This is a genomic window from Burkholderia sp. MSMB1826, from assembly GCF_001526325.1.
In the GTDB taxonomy this organism is placed as follows: Bacteria; Pseudomonadota; Gammaproteobacteria; order Burkholderiales; family Burkholderiaceae; genus Burkholderia.
In genome coordinates this window covers 789,107-810,665 of the sequence record NZ_LOYN01000022.1, presented here as the reverse complement: position 1 = coordinate 810,665, position 21,559 = coordinate 789,107, and the positions used below count along the sequence as shown (strand labels likewise).

General features: G+C 65.4%; 20 protein-coding genes and 1 tRNA gene. 13 read left to right on the top strand and 8 right to left on the bottom strand.

The window, feature by feature from the left end; translation table 11 throughout:
* Position 1: 1 nt before the first annotated feature.
* The 4 genes from WS95_RS15945 to WS95_RS15930 all read right to left on the bottom strand — a co-directional run bounded on the left by WS95_RS15945 (position 2) and on the right by WS95_RS15930 (position 4,021).
* Positions 2-1,279 carry a GspE/PulE family protein gene (locus WS95_RS15945; RefSeq protein ID WP_059824570.1) on the bottom strand — a complete coding sequence of 426 codons (1,278 nt, stop codon included), beginning with the start codon at positions 1,277-1,279 and terminating at the stop codon, positions 2-4.
* 83 nt (positions 1,280-1,362) lie between these two features.
* Positions 1,363-2,655: an HlyC/CorC family transporter gene (locus WS95_RS15940; RefSeq protein WP_059824568.1), complete on the bottom strand. Its 1,293-nt coding sequence runs from the start codon at positions 2,653-2,655 to the stop codon at positions 1,363-1,365.
* A gap of 145 nt (positions 2,656-2,800) precedes the next feature.
* A tRNA-Pro gene (locus WS95_RS15935) sits at positions 2,801-2,877 on the bottom strand.
* Positions 2,878-3,025: 148 nt separating this feature from the next.
* Entirely contained in the window at positions 3,026-4,021 is a 996-nt protein-coding gene (locus tag WS95_RS15930) for a polyprenyl synthetase family protein (protein ID WP_059824566.1), read from the bottom strand.
* 210 nt (positions 4,022-4,231) lie between these two features.
* Here WS95_RS15930 and rplU point away from each other — a divergent pair, with 210 nt between their 5' ends.
* The 4 genes from rplU to proB all read left to right on the top strand — a co-directional run bounded on the left by rplU (position 4,232) and on the right by proB (position 7,338).
* Entirely contained in the window at positions 4,232-4,543 is a 312-nt protein-coding gene (rplU, locus tag WS95_RS15920) for a 50S ribosomal protein L21 (protein ID WP_027783472.1), read from the top strand.
* Positions 4,544-4,567: 24 nt separating this feature from the next.
* The gene (gene rpmA / locus WS95_RS15915; protein ID WP_034206341.1) at positions 4,568-4,831 is read left to right on the top strand and encodes a 50S ribosomal protein L27; all 264 of its coding nucleotides are present in this window, start codon (positions 4,568-4,570) and stop codon (positions 4,829-4,831) included.
* 186 nt (positions 4,832-5,017) lie between these two features.
* Positions 5,018-6,130 (top strand): Obg family GTPase CgtA, encoded by a 1,113-nt coding sequence (gene obgE / locus WS95_RS15910; RefSeq protein WP_059824565.1) that lies wholly within the window; start codon positions 5,018-5,020, stop codon positions 6,128-6,130.
* 89 nt (positions 6,131-6,219) lie between these two features.
* Positions 6,220-7,338 carry a glutamate 5-kinase gene (gene proB / locus WS95_RS15905; protein WP_034206343.1) on the top strand — a complete coding sequence of 373 codons (1,119 nt, stop codon included), beginning with the start codon at positions 6,220-6,222 and terminating at the stop codon, positions 7,336-7,338.
* A 93-nt stretch (positions 7,339-7,431) separates the two neighbouring features.
* Here proB and WS95_RS15900 read toward each other — a convergent pair whose 3' ends face one another.
* Positions 7,432-8,040: a CNP1-like family protein gene (locus tag WS95_RS15900; RefSeq protein WP_059779121.1), complete on the bottom strand. Its 609-nt coding sequence runs from the start codon at positions 8,038-8,040 to the stop codon at positions 7,432-7,434.
* Between the two features lie 13 nt (positions 8,041-8,053).
* The gene (locus WS95_RS15895) at positions 8,054-8,698 is read right to left on the bottom strand and encodes an RNA pyrophosphohydrolase (RefSeq protein WP_034206345.1); all 645 of its coding nucleotides are present in this window, start codon (positions 8,696-8,698) and stop codon (positions 8,054-8,056) included.
* A gap of 218 nt (positions 8,699-8,916) precedes the next feature.
* On the opposite strand from WS95_RS15895, the gene WS95_RS15890 reads away from it, so the two are divergent.
* A complete protein-coding gene (locus tag WS95_RS15890) occupies positions 8,917-10,653 on the top strand; it encodes a proline--tRNA ligase (RefSeq protein WP_059824563.1) in 1,737 nt (578 codons plus the stop codon).
* 21 nt (positions 10,654-10,674) lie between these two features.
* Positions 10,675-11,283: a MarC family protein gene (locus tag WS95_RS15885; RefSeq protein WP_006496761.1), complete on the top strand. Its 609-nt coding sequence runs from the start codon at positions 10,675-10,677 to the stop codon at positions 11,281-11,283.
* 85 nt (positions 11,284-11,368) lie between these two features.
* Here the strand turns inward: WS95_RS15885 and WS95_RS15880 are convergent, their stop codons facing one another.
* Together WS95_RS15880 and ffh are read right to left on the bottom strand one after the other, a co-directional pair.
* Complete coding sequence (locus WS95_RS15880; RefSeq protein WP_006489240.1) at positions 11,369-11,920, bottom strand: hypoxanthine-guanine phosphoribosyltransferase; 552 nt, start codon at positions 11,918-11,920, stop codon at positions 11,369-11,371.
* 94 nt (positions 11,921-12,014) lie between these two features.
* Positions 12,015-13,382 (bottom strand): signal recognition particle protein, encoded by a 1,368-nt coding sequence (gene ffh, locus WS95_RS15875; protein ID WP_059779123.1) that lies wholly within the window; start codon positions 13,380-13,382, stop codon positions 12,015-12,017.
* 89 nt (positions 13,383-13,471) lie between these two features.
* On the opposite strand from ffh, the gene WS95_RS15870 reads away from it, so the two are divergent.
* The 7 genes from WS95_RS15870 to WS95_RS33455 all read left to right on the top strand — a co-directional run bounded on the left by WS95_RS15870 (position 13,472) and on the right by WS95_RS33455 (position 21,380).
* Positions 13,472-14,365, top strand: coding sequence for a cytochrome C assembly family protein (locus WS95_RS15870; protein WP_034206348.1), 894 nt, complete (start codon positions 13,472-13,474; stop codon positions 14,363-14,365).
* 13 nt (positions 14,366-14,378) lie between these two features.
* Positions 14,379-14,687, top strand: coding sequence for a PP0621 family protein (locus WS95_RS15865; protein WP_034206349.1), 309 nt, complete (start codon positions 14,379-14,381; stop codon positions 14,685-14,687).
* The gene (ampD, locus tag WS95_RS15860) at positions 14,684-15,274 is read left to right on the top strand and encodes a 1,6-anhydro-N-acetylmuramyl-L-alanine amidase AmpD (protein ID WP_059824562.1); all 591 of its coding nucleotides are present in this window, start codon (positions 14,684-14,686) and stop codon (positions 15,272-15,274) included. The genes WS95_RS15865 and ampD overlap by 4 nt, the downstream gene beginning before the upstream one ends.
* Positions 15,275-15,726: 452 nt before the next feature.
* Positions 15,727-18,732 carry a ribonucleoside-diphosphate reductase subunit alpha gene (locus WS95_RS15855; protein WP_034206351.1) on the top strand — a complete coding sequence of 1,002 codons (3,006 nt, stop codon included), beginning with the start codon at positions 15,727-15,729 and terminating at the stop codon, positions 18,730-18,732.
* A 366-nt stretch (positions 18,733-19,098) separates the two neighbouring features.
* A complete protein-coding gene (locus WS95_RS15845) occupies positions 19,099-20,310 on the top strand; it encodes a ribonucleotide-diphosphate reductase subunit beta (RefSeq protein ID WP_006476978.1) in 1,212 nt (403 codons plus the stop codon).
* A gap of 82 nt (positions 20,311-20,392) precedes the next feature.
* Positions 20,393-20,719: a hypothetical protein gene (locus WS95_RS33460; protein ID WP_080334256.1), complete on the top strand. Its 327-nt coding sequence runs from the start codon at positions 20,393-20,395 to the stop codon at positions 20,717-20,719.
* A 28-nt stretch (positions 20,720-20,747) separates the two neighbouring features.
* Complete coding sequence (locus WS95_RS33455) at positions 20,748-21,380, top strand: histone H1-like repetitive region-containing protein (protein ID WP_034206353.1); 633 nt, start codon at positions 20,748-20,750, stop codon at positions 21,378-21,380.
* Positions 21,381-21,559 lie beyond the last annotated feature (179 nt).

The following is a 21,559-nucleotide window of genomic DNA, read 5'->3' as shown; positions in this document are numbered from 1 at the left end:
TTCACGCCGCGGGTGTGGCGGCGACGGCTTCCGCGATGCTCGTCGTGCCGTCCATGACGCGCGCGAGTGCCGCGTCGCGCAGCGTGCGCACGCCCTCGGTCGCCACGCATTGCGCGAGTTCGCCGACGCTCGCCCGCGCGACGATGCGCTCGGCCAGCCGGGGCGATATCGGCATCGTCTGGTGCAGGCCGATGCGGCCGCGATAGCCGATCCCGTGACAGGCGGAACAGCCGCGCGCGACGAACGGCCGCCATCCGGCTGCCAGCGCCGCCGGGTCGCACCCGGATTCCCGCAGCGCGCGCGCCGACGCGTCCGAACGCACGCGGCAGGCGACGCACAGGCGCCGGACGAGACGCTGCGCGGTGACGAGGTGCAGCGCGGCGGCGAGGTTGTACGGCGCGACGCCGATGTCGAGCAGCCGCGCGACGGCGGCCGGCGCGTCGTTCGTGTGCAGCGTCGACAGCACGAGATGACCGGTCTGCGCGGCCTTGATCGCGACATCGGCCGTCTCCGCATCGCGAATCTCGCCGACCATGATGACGTCCGGATCCTGCCGCAACAGCGCGCGCAGCGCCGTCGCGAACGTGAGCCCCGCCTTGTCGGCGACCCCGACCTGATTGATTCCGTCGAGCTGGATCTCGGCGGGATCCTCGACCGTGCAGACGTTGTGCGCGTCGCGATCGAGCATCTGCAGCGCGCAGTAGAGCGACAGCGTCTTGCCGCTGCCGGTCGGGCCCGTGACGAGCACGAGGCCATGCGGCGCGCGGATCGCGGCCTCCATCGCGGCCGCCTGCCGCGCGTCGAAGCCGAGGTTGGCAAGCGTGAGATCGGGCGGCAGCGTTTCGAGCCGCCGCAGCACGAGCTTTTCGCCGAACAGCGTGGGCAGCGAGCTGACGCGGTAGTCGCCGCGCGTGCCGCCGTCGACCGCAATGCGCAGCCGGCCGTCCTGAGGAAGCCGCCGCTCGGCGATGTCCATGCGCGAGAGCACCTTGATCCGCGTGACGAGCGCATCGCGCAGGTGCAGCGGCGGTCGCGCCAGTTCATGCAGCACGCCGTCGACGCGCAGGCGAATGCGCCAGCCGGCTTCGAACGGCTCGACGTGGATGTCCGATGCGTCGCGCACGCGCGCCGCATGCAGTGTGTCCGTCAGCAGGCGTACGGCGGGGGCATCGTCGAGCTGGGCCGCATCGAGTGCAGGGGGCGCGGCGGCCGGCGGTGCGCCGGAATGCGCGGGCGACGACTGCGTGTGCAGCGGCGCCCCGGAGGAAGGGAAATGCATGTGAGCCGGCACGCTGGCCGCCTGTTGACCGTGATGCGCAGATGATCGCGCGTCGCGGGCGGCGCCGGCAGTCGGCCGTTCGGCTAGCGCGCGGCGGCGCGTCCGGTGCGTGTGCCGCGCGGCTTGAACAGCTTGACGGTGCGTACGGCCTGATCGTCGCTGCGCATCACTTCGAGCATCACGTCGCCGATTTTCACGCACACGTCGTCTTCCGGAATTTCCTCGAGGATCTCGAGTACCAGTCCGTTCAGCGTCTTCGGCCCGTCGGTCGGCAGTTTCAGGTGCAGCCAGCGGTTCAGTTCGCGCAGCGGCATGCTGGCCGAGACGATGCATTCGCCGTTCTCGTCCCAGCCGCCCGCGCGTTCGCTGCGCGGCATCGACGTCGTGAATTCGCCGATCAGTTCCTCGATGATGTCCTCGGGCGTGACGAGCCCTTCGAGTTCGCCGTACTCGTTGACGACGAGCGCGGTGCGCTGCCGGGTTTCCTGGAAGAACTGGAGCTGCTGGACCACCGGCGTGCCCGACGGCACGTAGTACGGTTCGGTGAGCAGCGCGCGCAGCGTCTCGCGGTCGAAATCCTGGTTGTGCAGCGCGGTGAGCGTCTTGCGCACGTGCAGCACCCCGAGCACCTTGTCGATGTCGCCTTCGTAGACGACCAGGCGGTTGTGATAGCAGGTTTCGAGTTGATGCAGGATGTCGTCGAGCGGCGCGTAGAAGTTGAGCGACTCGATCTGGCGGCGCGGCACCATCACGTCGTCGACCGTGATGTTCTCGAGGTCGAACAGGTTGAGCAGGATGCTGCGGTGCTTGGTCGGCATGAAACTGCTCGATTCGAGCACGATGGCCCGCAGCTCGTCGGCCGACATCCGCTGGTCGCGGCCCTTCTTCGTGTTGATGCGCAGCGCCCACAGCACGCCGTTCGCGAGCGCATTGACGAACCAGACGACCGGCTTGAACACGCGCATCAGCGGGGCGATCACGAGGCTCGCGGGCAGCGCGATGCGTTCGGGGAACGTCGCGCCGACGATCTTCGGCGCGATTTCCGCGAACACGATGATCAGGAATGCGACGACGCCGGTCGCGATCGATAGCGCGAGGTTGTTGCGGCCGAACGTATGGAGCGCGAGCGAGGTCGTGAGGACCGGGATGATCGTGTTGAACAGGTTGTTGCCGATCAGGATCACGCTGAGCAGCAAGTCAGTGCGCGTGAGCAGCCCCTGCGTGGTTTTCGCGCCGAGTACGCCCTGGCCGGCGAGATGCTTCAGCCGATGGCGATTGAGCGCCATCATCGCGGTCTCGGAAATGGAAAAAAAGCTGGAACAGAGGAGAAGCAGGAAGACGGCGCCGATTTGCGCCCATAAGGGAATTTGGTCCACGCGTTGGAAAGGGCAGTGAAGGACAGGGATGGGGGAAATATAGCAGAGGCCGGCGACCGCGATGTGTCGCGCGCGACACGGGGGGGGGGGGCGCGGCCGCCGGACGAAAAAAAACCGTGCACACGGTGCACGGTTTTTTTAAATCTGGTCGGGGTGAGAGGATTCGAACCTCCGGCCTCTACGTCCCGAACGTAGCGCTCTACCAGGCTAAGCTACACCCCGATTTTTGCTCTTCGGACTTCGCCGTCTTCATGAAGATCGCTGCGTCGTCTCAAGCAAGAACGTAACTATAACGATGTTTTTTCTAAAAGGGAATACTTGGATGAAGAAATTTTTCGGGACAAGGCCTCGCTCCCCGTTCGCGGCGTGCTTACGATTGCCGCGACGTCGAGTATGAGCACAACCCGAGCAGGCTTTCCTTGTAGATCGAATCGGGGAACGCGGCAATCGCCGCTGCTGCCGCCTGCGCTTCCTGACGCGCGCATTCGAGCGTGTGATCGAGCGCGCCCGAGCGCGTGATCGCTTCGAAAATCGTGTCGAAGCGATCGGTGCCGCCCTGTTCGATCGCCTCGCGTGCGAGCGCCGACTGTTCGGGCGTGCCGCGCTCGATCAGATAGATGAGCGGCAGCGTCGGCTTGCCTTCGCGGAGATCGTCGCCGGCATTCTTGCCCATCGCCTCGGCGGTGCCTGCATAGTCGAGCCAGTCGTCCATGATCTGGAACGCGGTGCCGATCCGGCGGCCGTATTCGGCCGCGGCGGCCTCGGTCGGCGCATCGGCGCCCGCGAGCACGGCGCCCAGACGGGCCGACGCCTCGAACAGCTTCGCCGTCTTGTAGCGGATCACCTGCATGTAGCGCGCTTCGTCGACGTCCGCGTCGTGCATGTTGAGGAGTTGCAGCACCTCGCCTTCCGAAATGATCGTCGTCGCTTCGGACAGGATCTCCATCACGCGCATCTTGCCGACGCCGACCATCATCTCGAACGAGCGCGAGTAGAGGTAATCGCCCACCAGCACGCTCGCCGCGTTGCCGAACAGCGCATTGGCGGTCTGGCGGCCGCGGCGCAGTTCGGATTCGTCGACGACGTCGTCGTGCAGCAGCGTGGCCGTGTGGATGAACTCGACGACGGCGGCCAGCACGTGCCGCTGGTGCGACGTTTCGCCGAGCGCGCCGGCGACGAGCAGCAGCAGCGCCGGACGCAGCCGCTTGCCGCCCGCGCCGATGATGTACTCGGCGATCTGGTTGATCAGCAGCACGTCGGACGCGAGGCTTTGCCGGATAACGCGATTCACCTGCTCCATGTCGCTGGTGAGCGGGGCGAGCAGGTGGGCGGCGCTGAGGGTGGGGGAGGCGGTGGACGACGACATGATGATGGAATTGGGTGATGCCGCGGATTATAAGTCGAATCCGCGATATGCCGGTCTGTCAGACGTACCGGCAGCGCGATTTTGGCCGTCCGGCCGAGGCCCGCGCGCGGCAATCGTCGATCGGCTTTGACTTGGGTGCTAACCCCATGTATAATCACGTGTTTTCCGCGCGTGGTGTGCGGAAAAATTGGATCCAGAGTGAGGTTCTCAATGTACGCGGTCATAAAAACCGGCGGCAAGCAGTACAAGGTTGCCGTTGGCGAAAAACTCAAAGTAGAACAGATACCGGCTGACATTGACGCTGAAATCACGCTCGACCAGGTTCTCGCAGTGGGCGAAGGCGAATCGATTAAGTTCGGTGCGCCGCTGGTCAGTGGGGCTTCCGTCAAGGCCACCGTTGTGTCGCACGGTCGTCATGCCAAGGTCACCATCTTCAAGATGCGTCGCCGGAAGCACTACCAAAAGCACGGCGGCCACCGCCAGAACTACACCGAGCTGCGCATCGACGCGATCAACGCGTAAGCGCCTCGGTAAAGGAGCAATCAGATGGCACACAAAAAGGCAGGCGGCTCTTCCCGGAACGGCCGCGACTCCGAGTCGAAACGTCTCGGCGTGAAAGTGTACGGCGGCCAGGCGATCAATGCCGGCGGCATCATCGTGCGTCAGCGCGGTACGCGCATGCACGCTGGCGATAACGTCGGCATGGGCAAGGATCACACCCTGTTCGCGCTGGTCGACGGTCACGTCAAGTTCGCGACGAAGGGCGCGGACAAGAAGCATCTGGTCATCGTCGTCCCGGCGGCTGCCTAAGTCAGGCACCCACGGGCTTCGTAGCCGAAAGGCCCCGCAGTCTTCGCGGGGCCTTTTTTATTGGGTCGCCGGGCGCATGTGCGTGCCGGCGACCCTCGCGCAACCGGCGTGCGATCGGCCGAACGGCAGATTGTTCAAGCGCGCCGGCGCGCGGCACAATAGCGGAAATACTGGGCGGAGTGACGAATGAAGTTCATTGACGAAGCACGAATCGAAGTCATCGCCGGCGACGGAGGCGATGGCAGCGCGTCGATGCGCCGTGAGAAATTCGTCCCGTTCGGCGGGCCGGACGGTGGCGACGGTGGCCGGGGCGGCAGCGTTTACGCGATCGCCGACCGCAACATCAACACGCTGATCGACTACCGTTACGCGAAGAAGCACCTCGCGCGCAACGGCGAGAACGGTCGCGGCTCGGATTGCTACGGCAAGGGCGGCGACGATGTCACGCTGCGCATGCCGGTCGGCACGTTCATCAGCGACATGGATACGGGCGAACTGATCGCCGATCTGACCGAGCACGGCCAGCAGGTAATGCTCGCGCAGGGCGGCGCCGGCGGCCTCGGCAACCTGCATTTCAAGTCGAGTACGAACCGCGCGCCGCGCCAGAAGACGGACGGCAAGCCGGGCGAGCGGCGCATGCTGAGGCTCGAGCTGAAAGTGCTCGCCGACGTCGGCCTGCTCGGCATGCCGAACGCGGGCAAGTCGACCTTCATCTCGTCGGTGTCGAACGCGAAGCCGAAGATCGCCGATTACCCGTTCACGACGCTCGCGCCGAATCTCGGCGTGGTGCGTGTCGGCCCGAGCAAGAGCTTCGTGATCGCCGATATCCCGGGGCTGATCGAGGGGGCGGCCGAAGGCGCGGGCCTCGGGCATCAATTCCTGCGTCACCTGCAGCGTACCGGCGTGCTGCTGCATCTGGTCGATCTCGCGCCGTTCGACGAAAGCGTCGATCCGGTCGCGGAAGCGAAGGCCATCGTCGGCGAGCTGCGCAAGTACGACGAGGCCCTCTACGAGAAGCCGCGCTGGCTCGTGCTCAACAAGCTGGACATGGTGCCGGAAGACGAGCGCGAGGCGCGCGTCGCGGATTTCCTCGACCGCTTCGGCTGGGACGGCCCCGTGTTCGAGATCTCGGCGCTGACGGGCCAGGGCTGCGAAGCGCTGTGTTACGCGATCTACGACTATCTGTCCGAACACTCGGACGCGCATCGTGCGGCGGAGGCGGAGGATCTCGCGGCCGACGTGCGTTTCCGCGATGCGCCGCCGGCGAAGGGCGGTGCGACGCCGGGCGACGACGCCTGAACGTTCGCTGACGCGCCGGGCGTGCCGCCCGGCGTTGGCGTTCAATCGCGCCCGGCCGGGCAGGCATCAGATACAGGAGACAGTGCAGGATGCGTTCGATCATCGCGGATTCGAAGCGATTGGTGGTGAAGGTGGGCTCCAGCCTCGTGACCAACGACGGCAAGGGGCTCGATCATGCTGCGATCGGCCGCTGGGCGGCTCAGATCGCTGCGCTGCGTGCGCAGGGCAAGGAGGTCGTGCTCGTCAGTTCGGGCGCGATTGCCGAAGGCATGCAACGGCTCGGCTGGAGCAAGCGGCCGCGGGAAATCGACGAGCTGCAGGCCGCCGCCGCGGTCGGCCAGATGGGGCTCGCGCAAGTCTACGAAAGCCGCTTCACCGAGCACGGCATCCGTACCGCGCAGATCCTGCTCACGCACGCCGATCTGGCGGATCGCGAGCGCTACCTGAATGCGCGATCGACGTTGCTCACGCTGCTGCGGCTCGGCGTCGTGCCGATCATCAACGAAAACGACACGGTCGTCACCGACGAAATCAAATTCGGCGACAACGACACGCTCGGCGCGCTCGTCGCGAACCTGATCGAAGGCGATGCGCTGATCATCCTCACCGATCAGTCGGGGCTGTTCACGGCCGATCCGCGCAAGGACCCGAATGCGACGCTCGTCGGCGAGGCCAATGCGGGCGCGCCGGAGCTCGAGGCGATGGCAGGCGGGGCCGGCTCGAGTCTCGGTCGCGGCGGGATGCTGACAAAGATCCTCGCGGCGAAGCGTGCGGCGCACAGCGGCGCGAATACCGTGATCGCGAGCGGCCGGGAGGCCGACGTGCTCGTGCGTCTGGCGGCCGGCGAGGCGATCGGCACGCAACTGATCGCACGGACCGCGCGGATGGCGGCGCGCAAGCAATGGATGGCCGACCATCTGCAGGTGCGCGGTCATGTCGTGATCGACGCGGGTGCGGTCGAGAAGCTGACGGCCGGCGGCAAGAGCCTGCTGCCGATCGGCGTGACCGACGTGCAGGGCGCGTTCGCGCGCGGCGAGGTGATCGCCTGTGTCGGCCCGGACGGGCGCGAGGTGGCGCGCGGGCTCACGAACTACAGCAGCGCGGAAACGAAGCTGATTCACCGCAAGCCGAGCGGCGAGATCGAGACCGTGCTCGGCTATATGCTGGAACCCGAACTGATTCATCGCGACAACCTCGTGCTGGTGTAATCGCCGGCCGGTTCCGTCGTTCAAATGAAAAAGCCCGCGCGATGCGGGCTTTTTCATGCGCGGGACGATGCGGGTAGCCCGCATCGCGTGCCGTCAGCGCAATTGCGTCATCGCGGTGCGGTGGAACCGGATGTTTTCGAGAATCTGCCGGGTCGAGCCCTGCGGCATCTTGTTCGAACAGAAGTAGTCCTGGTAGAGCGCGGAGTGGTAGGCGTTCAGCTCGCCGTTCTCGATGCGCCGCCAGTCGTTCTCGACCGTGCGATCCCAGCCGTCGTGGTCCGAGTTCAGGCCGGCGTACTGGCGCCATTCGTAGGTGTCGCAGCGGATGCCTTCGTAGTTCACGTTGCGCGCACCGGCCGGACTCGTGATGACGACTGCGTAGCGCACGACGCCGTCGGTACCGACGTCGAGCGATTTCGCATCGACGAAGAACTTCAGCGGCGTGTTCTGCGACACGTTGAACGGCAGCAGGTCGCCCGTTTGCGGCAGCGGCGGCAGCGTGTCGACGGCGTTTTCCTTCCAGGTCCCCTGACGGTCGAGCAGGTACACGAACTCGCTGTCATCCTTGTTGGACGGCGCTTTCGAGTTCGCGCAGCCGGCCAGGGCGGCCACCGCGGCGATCGATGCGAGCGCGAGAGCAATCGCTTTCAATATGCATTCCTCGTAAAAAAAGGGCGCGACACCAAGGTCGCGCCCGGTCATGCAGTCCGACTCGTCATTTGCCGACGATCACGCGGGGCGGCATCTCGTCGAGCGAGCTCGCCTCCACTTCGATCTCCGAACAGACCACCGATGTGTCGACAATCGTCAGCGGCTGGGCCGGTGCGCCAATGACGCGCGGATAGCGCGACACACGCGGCCCGCGCGGCTTCTCGGCTCGCTGCGCCGGGCGGCGCAGGAAGCGCGACAGTTCCGTCAGCGCCAACTGATAGACATCCCGCTTGAACTCGATCACCGCATCGAGCGGCACCCAGTACTCGTTCCAGCGCCACGCATCGAACTCCGGGTGGTCGGTCGCGCGCAAGCAAATGTCGCAATCGCGTCCGACCATCCGCAGCAGGAACCAGATCTGCTTCTGGCCGCGGTAATGACCGCGTACTTCGCGTTTGATGAACTTGTCAGGCACCTCGTAACGCAACCAGTCGCGGGTGCGGCCGATTATCTTGACGTGTTCCGGATGCAGGCCCGTTTCCTCGTGCAGTTCCCGGTACATCGCCTGCATGGGGGTCTCGCCGTACTTGATCCCACCTTGAGGAAACTGCCAGGAATGCTCGCGGAGCCGCTTGCCCCAAAACACCTCGTTGCGCGCGTTCAAGAGGATGATGCCGACGTTCGGGCGAAAGCCTTCACGATCCAGCATACAACCACCTTCGAATCCTTTAAAATTGCTTTGATTATAAACAGATAACGGGCGCTGCGCACCGTGACGGAGCGAATCCGCGCGGGGCACACCGGCTGAATTGTCCCTGATTAGTCTGCTACGTCATCTGCGCCATCGCTGTTCACGGCGCGCAGCTTTTTCACCTTGAAACTTTTTCGGGCGCCCCGCCTGGGGGCGCCGTTTTTGGAACCGTCCGCATGAAAGCTTCCCGTTTCTTTATCGGCACCCTGAAAGAGGCACCGGCCGACGCAGAGATCGTCAGCCACAAGCTGATGGTCCGCGCCGGCATGATCCGTCGCGTCGCCGGCGGCATCTACAACTACCTGCCGGTCGGCCTGCGTTCGATTCGCAAGGTCGAGGCGATCGTGCGCGAGGAAATGAACCGGGCGGGCGCCATCGAGCTGCTGATGCCGGCCGTGCAGCCGGCCGAGCTGTGGCAGGAGTCGGGCCGCTGGGAGCAGTACGGCCCCGAGCTGCTGCGCTTCAAGGACCGCAAGGACAACGATTTCGTGATCGGGCCGACGCACGAGGAAGTCGTCACCGACATCGCGCGCAACCAGATCAAGAGCTACCGGCAGATGCCGGTGAACTTCTACCAGATCCAGACGAAGTTCCGCGACGAGATCCGTCCGCGCTTCGGCGTGATGCGCGGCCGCGAATTCATCATGAAGGACGCGTATTCGTTCGACAAGGACGCGGCGGGCCTGAACGAGTCGTACCGCAAGATGTACGACGCGTACGTGCGCATCTTCACGCGTCTCGGCCTCGAGTTCCGGGCGGTCGCGGCCGACAGCGGCTCGATCGGCGGCAACTTCTCGCACGAATTCCACGTGATCGCCGATACCGGCGAGGACGCGATCGCGTACTGCCCGACGTCCGAATTCGCGGCGAACGTCGAGGCGGCCGAAGCGCTGCCGCTGATTGCCGAGCGCGCGGCGCCGGCCGAAGCGATGGAAAAGGTCGCGACGCCCGGCAAGGCGAAGTGCGAGGCCGTCGCCGAACTGCTGGGCATCCCGCTCGAGCGCACGATCAAGTCGATCGTGCTCGCGACCGACAACGAAGGCACCGAGCCGACCATCTGGCTCGTGATGCTGCGCGGCGATCACGACCTGAACGAGATCAAGGTGTCGAAGCTGCCGGGCCTGAAGAACCACCGCTTCGCGACCGAGCAGGAAATCGTCGAGTGGTTCGGCACGCCGCCGGGCTACCTCGGCCCGGTCGGCACGAAGAAGCCGGTGAAGGTGATCGCGGACCGCACGGTCGCGAACATGAGCGACTTCGTCGTCGGTGCGAACGAGGTCGACTATCACATCGCCGGCGTGAACTGGGGCCGCGACCTGCCGGAGCCGGAAGTCGCCGACGTGCGCAACGTGAAGAAGGGCGACCCGTCGCCGGACGGCAAGGGCGCGATCGACATCTGCCGCGGCATCGAAGTCGGCCACGTGTTCCAGCTCGGCACCAAGTACTCAGAAGCGATGGGCGCGACGTTCCTCGACGAGTCGGGCAAGCCGCAGCCGATGCTGATGGGCTGCTACGGCGTCGGCATCACGCGTATTCTCGGCGCGGCGATCGAGCAGAACTTCGACGATCGCGGCATCGTCTGGCCCGAGTCGATCGCGCCGTTCGAGGTCGTACTGTGCCCGATGGGCTATGACCGCAGCGACATGGTGCGCGAGACGGCCGACAAGCTGTACGCGGAACTCGTCGCGGCCGGCATCGACGTGATCCTCGACGATCGCGGCGAACGCCCGGGCGTGATGTTCGCCGACTGGGAGCTGATCGGCGTGCCGCATCGTCTCGTGATCGGCGAGCGCGGGCTGAAGGAAGGCAAGATCGAGTACCAGGGCCGCCGCGACACCGAAGCGACGCTGCTGCCGGCCGACACGGCCGCGGCGACGGTCGCGGAGAAGATTCGCGCCGCGCTCGCGCACTAAGCGCGGCGACCGGGGGACACGATGGAATACACATTCCTGTCGGCCACCGTGCTCCTCGTGCTGATCACGGATCCGCTCGGCAACATCCCGCTGTTCATTTCGGCGATGCGCGACGTGCCGCGCGAGCGGCGCGTGAAGCTGATCCTGCGGGAAGTGGGCATCGCGTTCGTGATCCTGCTGTTCTTCATGGTGGTCGGCGATCGCTTCCTGCGGATGATGAGCCTCACCGACCTGTCGCTGCGGCTCGGCGGCGGGATCGTGCTGTTCCTGATCGCACTGCGGATGATCTTCCCGCATCCGGACGGTGCGCTCGGCAGCGATCCGCGTGCGGGCGGCGAGCCGTTCATCGTGCCGCTCGCGATCCCTGCGCTGGCCGGGCCGTCCGCGCTCGCGACGGTGATGCTGCTGACGTCGCAGGCGCCGGGCAAGATGTTCGAGTGGGTCGGCGCGCTGACGGTCACGATGATCGTCTGTGCGATCACGCTGGTGCTGGCCGAAAGGATTCAGGCGTGGCTCGGCGAGCGGACCGTCGCCGCGTTCGAGCGGCTGATGGGTCTCGTGCTCGTCGCGATCTCGGTCGAGATGCTGCTGGCGGGCATTCGCGCGTTCGTGCACCAGTTGCAGCCGTAGCGCGGGCGGCGCGGTCGACGAAAAAAAGCGGCGCTCCGGGAAACCGGAGCGCCGCTTTCTATTGATATAGCCGGCGGGGCGGCGATCAGACGTTCGCGGTCAGCGCGCGGATCGTCGGCAGGTTGCGCCAGTAGCCCTTCGCGTCCATCCCGCAGCCGAACACGTAGCGATCCGGCACCGAGAAGCCGCAGAAGTCGGGGTGCAGCGGTTTCGCCTTCGCGAGCGTCTTCTCGCACAGCACGGCCGACATGAAGCGCTGCGCGCCCATGTCGAGGATGCGGTCGCGGATCGCGGCCATCGTCTCGCCTTCGTCGAGGATGTCGTCGAGCACGAGCACGATGCGGTCCTTTACCGATTCGCGCGGCGCGACGCGCCAGTGCATTTCCGGGCTGCCCTGCGTCGTGTTGCGGTAGCGGGTCAGGTGGATGTAGTCGAATTCGAGCGGGAAATCGAGATGCGGCAGCAGCATCCCGGTAAACACCGCGGCGCCGCCCATCACCGAGAGAACGAGCGGGAACGCGTCGCCGATCTCGGCGCGGATCGCGTCGGCCATCTTCGAGATCGACGCATTGACGGCGTCGGCCGAGACGATCTCTTCGGAGTGGTCGAAAATGTGGAGGGCTTCTTCGCGGTTCATGTGTTCTGGCGGGCAGTCGGTATACAAATAAGGATGAAGCAGAACGGCAGGCGCGCGCTACGGCAAAAACCCGCGCGCCGGCCGACGGGCGAAATCAGCGCATGCCGGGCATCATGCCCTTCAGGCCGCGCATCATCTTCTGCATGTTGCCGCCCTTCAGCTTCTTCATCATCGTACGCATCTGATCGTACTGGTTCAGCATCCGGTTGACTTCCTGCACCGGCACGCCCGCGCCGGCTGCAATGCGACGCTTGCGCGTCGCCTTGATGATTTCGGGTTTCGCGCGCTCGGCGGGCGTCATCGAGCTGATGATGCCTTCCATCCGGCGAATCGACTTCTCGGCCTGGCCCATGTCGGCGCCGGCCGCCGCCTGCTGGAACTGCGCGGGGAGTTTGTCCATCAGCGACGACAGGCCGCCCATGTTCTTCATCTGCGAGATCTGCGCGCGGAAATCGTTCAGGTCGAAGTCGCCGCCTTTCTTGACCTTGTCGGCGAGCTTCTGCGCGGCCTGGACATCGACGCCGCGCTGCGCTTCCTCGACGAGCGCGAGGATGTCGCCCATGCCGAGGATCCGGTTGGCCATCCGGTCGGGGTGGAACACCTCGAGGCCGTCGAGCTTCTCGGCGACGCCGACGAACTTGATCGGCTTGCCCGTGATGTGGCGCACCGACAGCGCGGCGCCGCCGCGCGAGTCGCCGTCGAGCTTGGTCAGCACGACGCCGGTGAGTGGCAGCGTGTCGTTGAACGCCTTCGCGGTGTTGACCGCGTCCTGGCCGAGCATCGCGTCGACGACGAACAGCGTTTCGGCCGGCTTCAGCGCACCGTGCAGCGCGGCGATTTCCTGCATCATCGCTTCGTCGATGCCGAGGCGGCCGGCCGTGTCGACGATCAGCACGTCATGGTAGTGGCGCTTCGCCCAGTCGACGGCCGCGAGCGCGATGTCGACGGGTTTCTGGTCCGGCGTCGACGGGAAGAAATCCGCGCCGACCTGTTCGCTCACCGTTTTCAGCTGCATGATCGCGGCCGGGCGATACACGTCGCACGATACGGTCAGCACCTTCTTCTTGTACTTCTCACGCAGCAGCTTCGCGAGCTTGCCGGCGGTCGTGGTCTTGCCCGCGCCCTGCAGGCCGGCCATCAGGATCACGGCAGGCGGCGTGACCGCGAGGTTCAGCTCGGCGGCCTTGCCTTCGTAGTCGCCGCCGATCACGGCGGTCAGTTCCTTCTGGACCACGCCGACGAGCGCCTGGCCCGGCGACAGGCTGCTGATCACTTCTTCGCCGAGCGCCTTTTCCTTGACCTTGGCGATGAATTCGCGGACGACCGGCAGCGACACGTCGGCTTCCAGCAGCGCGAGACGCACCTCGCGGAGCATCTCCTGCGTGTTCGCCTCGGTGAGCCGGGCCTCGCCGCGCAGCGTCTTGACGACGCGCGCCATCCGTTGAGTGAGATTGTCGAGCATGGGGAGCGATGGACAGTGGGGCCCGAAGGCGCGGCGGAACCGAACAAAGGGAGCCGTCGCGGGAAGGGGGCCTAGTGTAAACTTCGAACATGGATATTGTACTGTATGCCCTCACCGCATTCCTGTACGGCGGCCTCGCCGTCGCCGGCTGGCGCGCGCACCGTCAGGGTGCGACGCCGCTCGTCGCGAGCGTGCCGGCCGTGCCGGTTCCCGCGTCCGCCGCGTCCGGGATGAGCGGGGCCGGCCGCGCGCTGCTGTTCGCCGCGCTGGTCGCGCACGGCGTGCTGCTCCACATGACGATCTTTCCGAACGACGCGATGGTGTTCGGCTTCGCGTTCGCGTTGTCCGCGATGTTCTGGCTCGGCGCCGGCATCTACTGGATCGAGAGCTTCTTCTTCCCGCTCGACAGCCTGCGCCTGCTGGTGCTGCCGCTCGCGTGCGGCGCGTCGCTGCTGCCGCTCGTGTTCGGCGGCGTGCGGGTGCTTCCTTATGCCGCGGCGCCGCTGTTCAAGCTGCATTTCCTGATCGCGAACATCGCGTACGGCCTCTTCGCGATCGCCGCGCTGCACGCGATCCTGATGCTGATGGTCGAGCGGCGCCTGCAGTCGCTGCGCAGCGGCGGGCGCGACGGCTCGACGGGCTGGATCGCGAGCTGGCTCGAAACGCTGCCGCCGCTGCTCACGCTCGAGAAGCTGCTGTTCCGCCTGATCGGCGCCGGCTTCGTGCTGCTGACGCTGACGCTCGCGTCGGGCATCCTGTTCAGCGAGCAGGTCGACGCGCGCGCGTTGCGGCTCGATCACAAGACGGTGTTCGCGATCCTGTCGTGGCTGATGTTCGGCGGCCTGCTGATCGCCCGCAAGACGTCGGGCTGGCGCGGCCGCGGCGCCGCGCGCTGGGTGCTCGTGTCGTTCGCCGCGTTGCTGCTCGCGTATGTCGGCAGCCGGTTCGTTTTCGAGGTGCTGCTGCACCGCTCCGTGGTTTGACCGCAGGTTTCCGATGCGACAGATTCTTCTCCTGATCCTTCTCTTCTTCGCGGGTTCGTGGCTCGCGCGCAAACTGCGCCATGCGCAGGAACAGGCACAGGCGCGCGCCGGCCGCGGCGCCGGTCACGACGGTGCGCCCGGCGCCGGCGCCGCGCGCCCGAACGGCGACGCGCGGTCGCTGCCCGAGCCGATGGTGCGCTGCGCCGAATGCGGCGTGCATGCGCCGAAGGGCGACGCCGTCGCCGCGAGCGGCGAATACTTCTGCAGCGCCGAGCATGCGCGGCGCCACGCCGCGCGCGTGAACGGTCGCGACGCCCGATGAGCGACGCGCCGGTGCTGTCGGTCGACGCGAACGGCTGGGTGCGCGAAGCGCGTCATGCGCCGTCGCCGAACTTCGAGATGCGGCCCGCGGGTGCGGTGCCGACGCTCGTGGTCGTCCACAACATCAGCCTGCCGCCCGGCGAATTCGGCGGCGACGCGATCGAGGCGCTGTTCCTGAATCGCCTCGACTGCGATGCGCACCCCTATTACCAGCGCCACCTGCGCGGCGTGCGGGTGTCCGCCCATTTCCTGATCCGCCGCGGCGGCGAGCTCGTGCAGTTCGTGTCGTGCGACGAGCGCGCGTGGCACGCGGGCTCGTCCGAGTTCTTCGGCCGCCCGCGCTGCAACGACTTCTCGATCGGCATCGAGCTCGAAGGCGCGGACGACGTGCCGTTCGACGATGCGCAATACGCGGTGCTCGCCGCGCTCTCCCGCGCGCTCGCCGCGCGCTACCCGGTCGACGCGTTCGCGGGGCACTCGGACGTCGCGCCGGGCCGCAAGACCGACCCGGGCCCGCACTTCGATTGGCAACGCTTCGCGAGCGATGCCGGTTTTTCCGCCGAATACTTTCCTTTCCGTCGGCACTGATCGCGGGGTTTTTTGAGCGGAGAAAGTTTTTTCTCCGACCAATGCCTTGCCGTGTCTGCGCGTGAGCGATGTCAAGACCTCTATCGCAAATTATCCGTTTGGACGTCCTCCGAATGTCCACTATACTTGGTGCCAGTTGAGCAGTTCTGCACTAGATATAGTGTGTGTCGCAGGGGAAAACCCGAGCGGCACCGGCCGGCGGGCAACGCCGGCGGACAGGGTTCTCAAGGCGGCGCGTCAGGCCGGGCGGTCCGGGCGTCGCGATCAGCGCAGCGAATATCGACGGGGCAGGGTATACATGACGAAGCACACGACCGGCCGGGTTGTCGCGCATCGACCGAACCGGCTTCCCCGGCGCATCGCTCGCCTCTTACCGCTCGCGCACCGCATGGCGCGGCGTTCGTTTTAATCCGCGGTTCTCTCCGCACCATCCAACACCAGGAGCTTTGCACATGCAAACCACCGACAACGCGACGTCCCAGTACGAGAGCGCCTCGAGCCGTCCGCTCGGCGGGACCGAACAGGGCGCGAAGGCGCTCGCGCCGCAGGCCACGTTCGCCGACTACAAGGTGATCCGCCGCAACGGCAGCGTCGTGTCGTTCGAACCGTCGAAGATCGCGATCGCGGTGACCAAGGCTTTCCTGGCCGTCAATGGCGGGCAGGGCGCGGCATCGGCGCGCGTACGCGAGCAGGTCGAGCAACTGACGCACAACGTCGTGCGCGCGCTCGTGCGTAGCCGCCCGAACGGCGGTACGTTCCATATCGAAGACATCCAGGACCAGGTCGAACTCGCGCTGATGCGCGGCGGCGAGCACAACGTCGCGCGTGCGTACGTGCTGTATCGCGAGAAGCGTCACCTCGAGCGCCAGCATGCGGGCGAGGAAGCGGCGGCCGCGGGCGGCGAGTCGACCACCGGCATCAACGTGGTCGACAACGGCGTCACGCGCCCGCTCGACCTGAACGCGCTGCGCGCGCTGATCGTGTCGGCGTGCGACGGCCTCGGCGCTGCGGTTAACCCTGACCCGATCGTCGCGGAGACGGTGAAGAACCTGTACGACGGCGTGCCGATGAGCCAGGTCTACGACTCGGCGATCCTCGCGGCGCGCACGATGATCGAAAAGGATCCGGCATACAGCCAGGTCACGGCCCGCATCCTGCTGCACACGATCCGCCGCGAGATCCTCGGCGAGGAAGTCGTGCAGGCCGAGATGTCGACCCGCTACGCCGAATACTTCCCGCAGTTCCTGAAGCGCGGCGTCGACGCCGGCCTGCTCGACGACAAGCTGCTGCAGTTCGACCTGAAGCGCCTCGGCGAAGCGCTCGACGCGAACCGCGACCTGCAGTTCGGCTACCTCGGCCTGCAGACGCTGTACGACCGCTACTTCCTGCACGTCGAAGGCACCCGAATCGAAATGCCGCAGGCATTCTTCATGCGCGTCGCGATGGGCCTGTCGCTGAACGAGATCGACCGCGAAACGCGCGCGATCGAGTTCTACAACGTGCTGTCGAGCTTCGACTTCATGAGCTCGACGCCGACGCTGTTCAACTCGGGCACGCACCGCTCGCAGCTGTCGTCGTGCTACCTGACGACGGTCGCGGACGATCTGGACGGCATCTACGAAGCGCTGAAGGAAAACGCGCTGCTGTCGAAGTTCGCCGGCGGCCTCGGCAACGACTGGACGCGCGTGCGCGCACTCGGCTCGCATATCAAGGGCACGAACGGCAAGTCGCAAGGCGTGGTGCCGTTCCTGAAGGTCGTGAACGACACGGCCGTCGCGGTGAACCAGGGCGGCAAGCGCAAGGGCGCGGTCTGCGCGTACCTCGAATCGTGGCACCTCGACATCGAGGAGTTCCTGGAGCTGCGCAAGAACACCGGTGACGACCGTCGCCGTACGCACGACATGAATACGGCGAACTGGATTCCCGACCTGTTCATGAAGCGCGTGATGGAAGGCGGCGAGTGGACGCTGTTCTCGCCGTCGACCTGCCCGGACCTGCACGACAAGTTCGGCGCGGAATTCGAGGCGGCTTACACGGCTTACGAAGACAAGGTCGCGCGCGGCGAGATCAAGCTGTTCAAGAAGATTCCGGCGCAGCAGCTGTGGCGCAAGATGCTCGGCATGCTGTTCGAGACGGGCCACCCGTGGATCACGTTCAAGGATCCGTGCAACGTGCGCTCGCCGCAGCAGCACGTCGGCGTCGTCCACTCGTCGAACCTGTGCACGGAAATCACGCTGAACACGAGCGACACCGAAATCGCGGTGTGCAACCTGGGCTCGGTGAACCTCGTCGCCCACCTGGTGAAGCAGGCCGACGGCAGCTACGCGCTCGACCACGACAAGCTGAAGCGCACGATCAGCGTCGCGATGCGCATGCTCGACAACGTGATCGACATCAACTACTACGCGGTGCCGAAGGCGCGTAACTCGAACCTGAAGCACCGCCCGGTCGGCATGGGCATCATGGGCTTCCAGGACTGCCTGCACCTGCTGCGCACGCCGTACGCGTCGGAAGCGGCGGTCGAATTCGCCGACCGTTCGATGGAAGCCGTCTGCTACTACGCGTACTACGCGTCGACCGAGCTGGCCGAAGAGCGCGGCCGCTACTCGAGCTACCGCGGCTCGCTGTGGGATCGCGGCATCCTCCCGCAGGACACGCTGAAGCTGCTGACGGAAGCGCGCGGCGGCTACGTCGAGGTCGACACGTCGGAATCGCTCGACTGGACGACGCTGCGTGCGCGGATCGCCGCGCACGGCATGCGCAACTCGAACTGCGTCGCGATCGCGCCGACGGCGACGATCTCGAACATCATCGGCGTGTCGGCCTGTATCGAGCCGACCTTCCAGAACCTGTACGTGAAGTCGAACCTGTCGGGCGAATTCACGGTGGTGAACGAGTATCTGGTGCGCGACCTGAAGGAACGCGGCCTGTGGGACGAAGTGATGGTCGCCGACCTGAAGTACTTCGACGGCATGCTGTCGCGCATCGACCGCATCCCGGCCGACCTGCGCGCGATCTACGCGACCGCGTTCGAGGTCGACCCGACGTGGCTCGTCGAAGCGGCATCGCGTCGCCAGAAGTGGATCGACCAGGCGCAGTCGCTGAACATCTACATGGGCGGCGCATCGGGCAAGAAGCTCGACGAGGTCTACAAGCTCGCATGGCTGCGCGGCCTGAAGACGACCTACTACCTCCGCACGATGGCGGCGACGCACGTCGAGAAGTCGACGGTCGCACACGGTGCGCTGAACGCAGTGCCGACGGGCGGTGCAGGCAGCGGCGGCTCGGGCAGCGGCGGCGCGCAAGGCGCGGCGGGCGGCTTCGGTGCGGCAGGCGGCGATGCGTCGTCGGGCGTGGTCAACGCGGCGCCGGCACTCGCGCCGGTCGAAGCAGACGGTCCGGTGTGCACGATGCGTCCGGGCGATCCCGGCTTCGACGAGTGCGAAGCGTGCCAGTAACGCAGTGCGCCTGATCTGAGAAAGCAGGTCAGGGCGGCGCACACGACGGCCGATCGAGGTTGAAGTGTGCGCCGCTCTCAACTAAAAAAATGATAAGGAATCTGTAACGCGACACCTGCGTTGCAGGCAGTGACAAGCGATCGAAACATCCCCGACGGCGTCGCGTTTCGATCGGCGTTCGATGCGTCGAGCGCACCTCGCGACACAAGCGCGACGCACATCGCGCACTGCATGAACGACGATGCGTTGCTCAAAGTGTTGTATCGAGGTCGCAACGCGAATCGAAAAAAGGATTTTTCGTGAGCGAACCCTTTTATCGCTCAGGAAAAGATGGTACAAACCGTTCTAAATTGATGGTGAGAATTTATGCTCAACTGGGATGACGAGAAGACTGCCGTAACCCCCGCGAGCGGAGCGCAGCAAAACGCGATGCGCACCTCCGCCGGGATGGCTGTCGGAATGCAGGCTGCAACGCCTGCCGCCCATCAGGTCCGCGACATTTTCGAAGGCGATCTTGCGGTGCCGCCGCAAGCATCGGCTGTTCCCGCCGGCGGTACGGAAGCGCGGGTCAATGTCGCCGACAAGCGCATCATCAACGGCCAGACTGACGTCAATCAGCTGGTGCCGTTCAAGTACAAGTGGGCGTGGGAAAAGTATCTGGCCGGTTGCGCGAACCACTGGATGCCGCAGGAAATCAACATGTCCCGCGACATCGCACTGTGGAAGGACCCGAACGGTCTGACCGAGGACGAGCGCCGCATCGTGAAGCGCAACCTCGGCTTCTTCGTGACGGCCGATTCGCTCGCGGCGAACAACATCGTGCTCGGCACGTACCGCCACATCACGGCGCCCGAGTGCCGGCAGTTCCTGCTGCGCCAGGCGTTCGAGGAAGCGATCCACACGCACGCGTACCAATACATCGTCGAATCGCTCGGTCTCGACGAAGGCGAGATCTTCAACGCGTATCACGAGGTCACGTCGATCCGCGCGAAGGACGAATTCCTGATCCCGTTCATTCATACGCTGACGGACCCGGCCTTCAAGACCGGCACGCTCGAAGCGGATCAGAAGCTGCTGAAGTCGCTGATCGTGTTCGCCTGCATCATGGAAGGCCTGTTCTTCTATGTCGGGTTTACGCAGATCCTCGCACTCGGCCGCCAGAACAAGATGACGGGTGCTGCAGAGCAATATCAGTACATCCTGCGCGACGAGTCGATGCACTGCAACTTCGGCATCGACCTGATCAACCAGATCAAGCTCGAAAACCCGCATCTCTGGACCGCGGAATTCCGCGCCGAGATCCGCGAGCTGTTCAAGCAGGCTGTCGAACTCGAATACCGCTACGCCGAAGACACGATGCCGCGCGGCGTGCTGGGTTTGAACGCGTCGATGTTCAAGAGCTATCTGCGCTTCATCAGCAACCGCCGTTGCCAGCAGATCGGCCTCGACCCGCTGTTCCCGAACGAGGAGAACCCGTTCCCGTGGATGAGCGAGATGATCGACCTGAAGAAGGAGCGCAACTTCTTCGAGACGCGTGTGATCGAGTATCAGACGGGGGGCGCGCTGTCCTGGGAATGACCCGCAGCAGCGAACCCGTTACATGATGGAGCAGCCGGTGGCCTCTCGGCCCCGGCCCAAGGTTTAGGAGCAAGAACGCCTGATGCAAAGCATGCCCGGTGCCTTAACGGCCCAACGATACGACAGGCACTTTGCGAACCCTTCAGTGGGATGGGCAAACTTCCCTCCGGAAAAAGCGGACGGCCGTGTGGCGGTCCGCTTGATCAAGCGATTAGGGGTAGCGGCGCGAGGTGCGCCGGCTACCGACTTGATTTGGCGCGCGAGGCCATGGGGTCACGCGCGCCATACCGTATTCATTAGCGTAAGCGCGCGGTATCTGCGTACGCCGATGAATAGCCCGCTTCGAAGCGCACGTCCTGAACAGCGTCCGCGGGAAGCGGGTTTTGACGAAGGGTGTAGTTTGAACTGACTCTCATCTGAACCTGAAGGAGAACAACATGGCTACTGCCAAGAAGAAACCGGCTGCTAAGAAGGTTGCCGCCAAGAAGACCGTTGCGAAGAAGGCTGCTGCTCCGGCGAAGAAGGCCGCAGTGAAGAAGGTCGCTGCGAAGAAGGTCGCGGTGAAGAAGGTTGCCGCGAAGAAGGCCGCACCGGCGAAGAAGGCCGCTGCAAAGAAGGTCGCAGCCAAGAAGGTCGCAACGAAGAAGGTTGCAGCGAAGAAAGTCGCGGTGAAGAAGGTTGCTGCGAAGAAGGCAGCACCGGCCAAGAAGGCCGCTGCGAAGAAGGTTGCAGCCAAGAAAGTCGCAGTGAAGAAGGTTGCTGCGAAGAAGGCCGCACCGGCGAAGAAGGCTGCTGCGAAGAAGGCTGCGCCGGCGAAGAAGGCTGCTGCGAAGAAGGCCGCGCCGGCGAAGAAGGCTGCCGCGAAGAAGGCTGCGCCTGCCAAGAAGGCTGCCCCTGCGAAGAAGGCCGCCGCACCGGCGAAGAAGGCTGCTGCACCGAAGAAGGCCGTCGTGAAGAAGGCTGCGCCGGCAACGACCGCGTCGACCGCATCGGTTGCGCCGGCATCGGGCGTGAAGACCGCGCTCAACCCGGCAGCGGCATGGCCGTTCCCGACCGGCAGCCGTCCGTAATCGCGGCTGAGCAGCATCACCCGGACACTCACGTGGTGTCCGTGGGTTGAGTAGCGCTACTCAATCAATCCCGCCATCTGGCTCAGGTGGCGGGATTTTTTTCGTCCTTGTGGTTGCCGATGGCGCGCCCGGCGGGGCTGGCCGACGCGAGCGCGGACGAGAACGGGCGGACGAAAAAA

Excerpts from the sequence above, each read along its gene's own strand:
- WS95_RS15945 (WP_059824570.1), bottom strand. The coding sequence starts at position 1,279 with ATGCATTTCCCTTCCTCCGGGGCGCCGCTGCACACGCAGTCGTCGCCC.
- WS95_RS15855 (WP_034206351.1), top strand. The coding sequence starts at position 15,727 with ATGCAAACCACCGACAACGCGACGTCCCAGTACGAGAGCGCCTCGAGC.
- WS95_RS15845 (WP_006476978.1), top strand. The coding sequence starts at position 19,099 with ATGCTCAACTGGGATGACGAGAAGACTGCCGTAACCCCCGCGAGCGGA.
- WS95_RS15895 (WP_034206345.1), bottom strand. The coding sequence starts at position 8,698 with ATGCTGGATCGTGAAGGCTTTCGCCCGAACGTCGGCATCATCCTCTTG.
- ampD (WP_059824562.1), top strand. The coding sequence starts at position 14,684 with ATGAGCGACGCGCCGGTGCTGTCGGTCGACGCGAACGGCTGGGTGCGC.
- obgE (WP_059824565.1), top strand. The coding sequence starts at position 5,018 with ATGAAGTTCATTGACGAAGCACGAATCGAAGTCATCGCCGGCGACGGA.
- WS95_RS15880 (WP_006489240.1), bottom strand. The coding sequence starts at position 11,920 with ATGAACCGCGAAGAAGCCCTCCACATTTTCGACCACTCCGAAGAGATC.
- WS95_RS15870 (WP_034206348.1), top strand. The coding sequence starts at position 13,472 with ATGGATATTGTACTGTATGCCCTCACCGCATTCCTGTACGGCGGCCTC.
- WS95_RS15885 (WP_006496761.1), top strand. The coding sequence starts at position 10,675 with ATGGAATACACATTCCTGTCGGCCACCGTGCTCCTCGTGCTGATCACG.
- WS95_RS33455 (WP_034206353.1), top strand. The coding sequence starts at position 20,748 with ATGGCTACTGCCAAGAAGAAACCGGCTGCTAAGAAGGTTGCCGCCAAG.
- WS95_RS33460 (WP_080334256.1), top strand. The coding sequence starts at position 20,393 with ATGCAAAGCATGCCCGGTGCCTTAACGGCCCAACGATACGACAGGCAC.
- rplU (WP_027783472.1), top strand. The coding sequence starts at position 4,232 with ATGTACGCGGTCATAAAAACCGGCGGCAAGCAGTACAAGGTTGCCGTT.
- WS95_RS15930 (WP_059824566.1), bottom strand. The coding sequence starts at position 4,021 with ATGTCGTCGTCCACCGCCTCCCCCACCCTCAGCGCCGCCCACCTGCTC.
- proB (WP_034206343.1), top strand. The coding sequence starts at position 6,220 with ATGCGTTCGATCATCGCGGATTCGAAGCGATTGGTGGTGAAGGTGGGC.
- rpmA (WP_034206341.1), top strand. The coding sequence starts at position 4,568 with ATGGCACACAAAAAGGCAGGCGGCTCTTCCCGGAACGGCCGCGACTCC.
- WS95_RS15900 (WP_059779121.1), bottom strand. The coding sequence starts at position 8,040 with ATGACCGGGCGCGACCTTGGTGTCGCGCCCTTTTTTTACGAGGAATGC.
- WS95_RS15865 (WP_034206349.1), top strand. The coding sequence starts at position 14,379 with ATGCGACAGATTCTTCTCCTGATCCTTCTCTTCTTCGCGGGTTCGTGG.
- ffh (WP_059779123.1), bottom strand. The coding sequence starts at position 13,382 with ATGCTCGACAATCTCACTCAACGGATGGCGCGCGTCGTCAAGACGCTG.
- WS95_RS15890 (WP_059824563.1), top strand. The coding sequence starts at position 8,917 with ATGAAAGCTTCCCGTTTCTTTATCGGCACCCTGAAAGAGGCACCGGCC.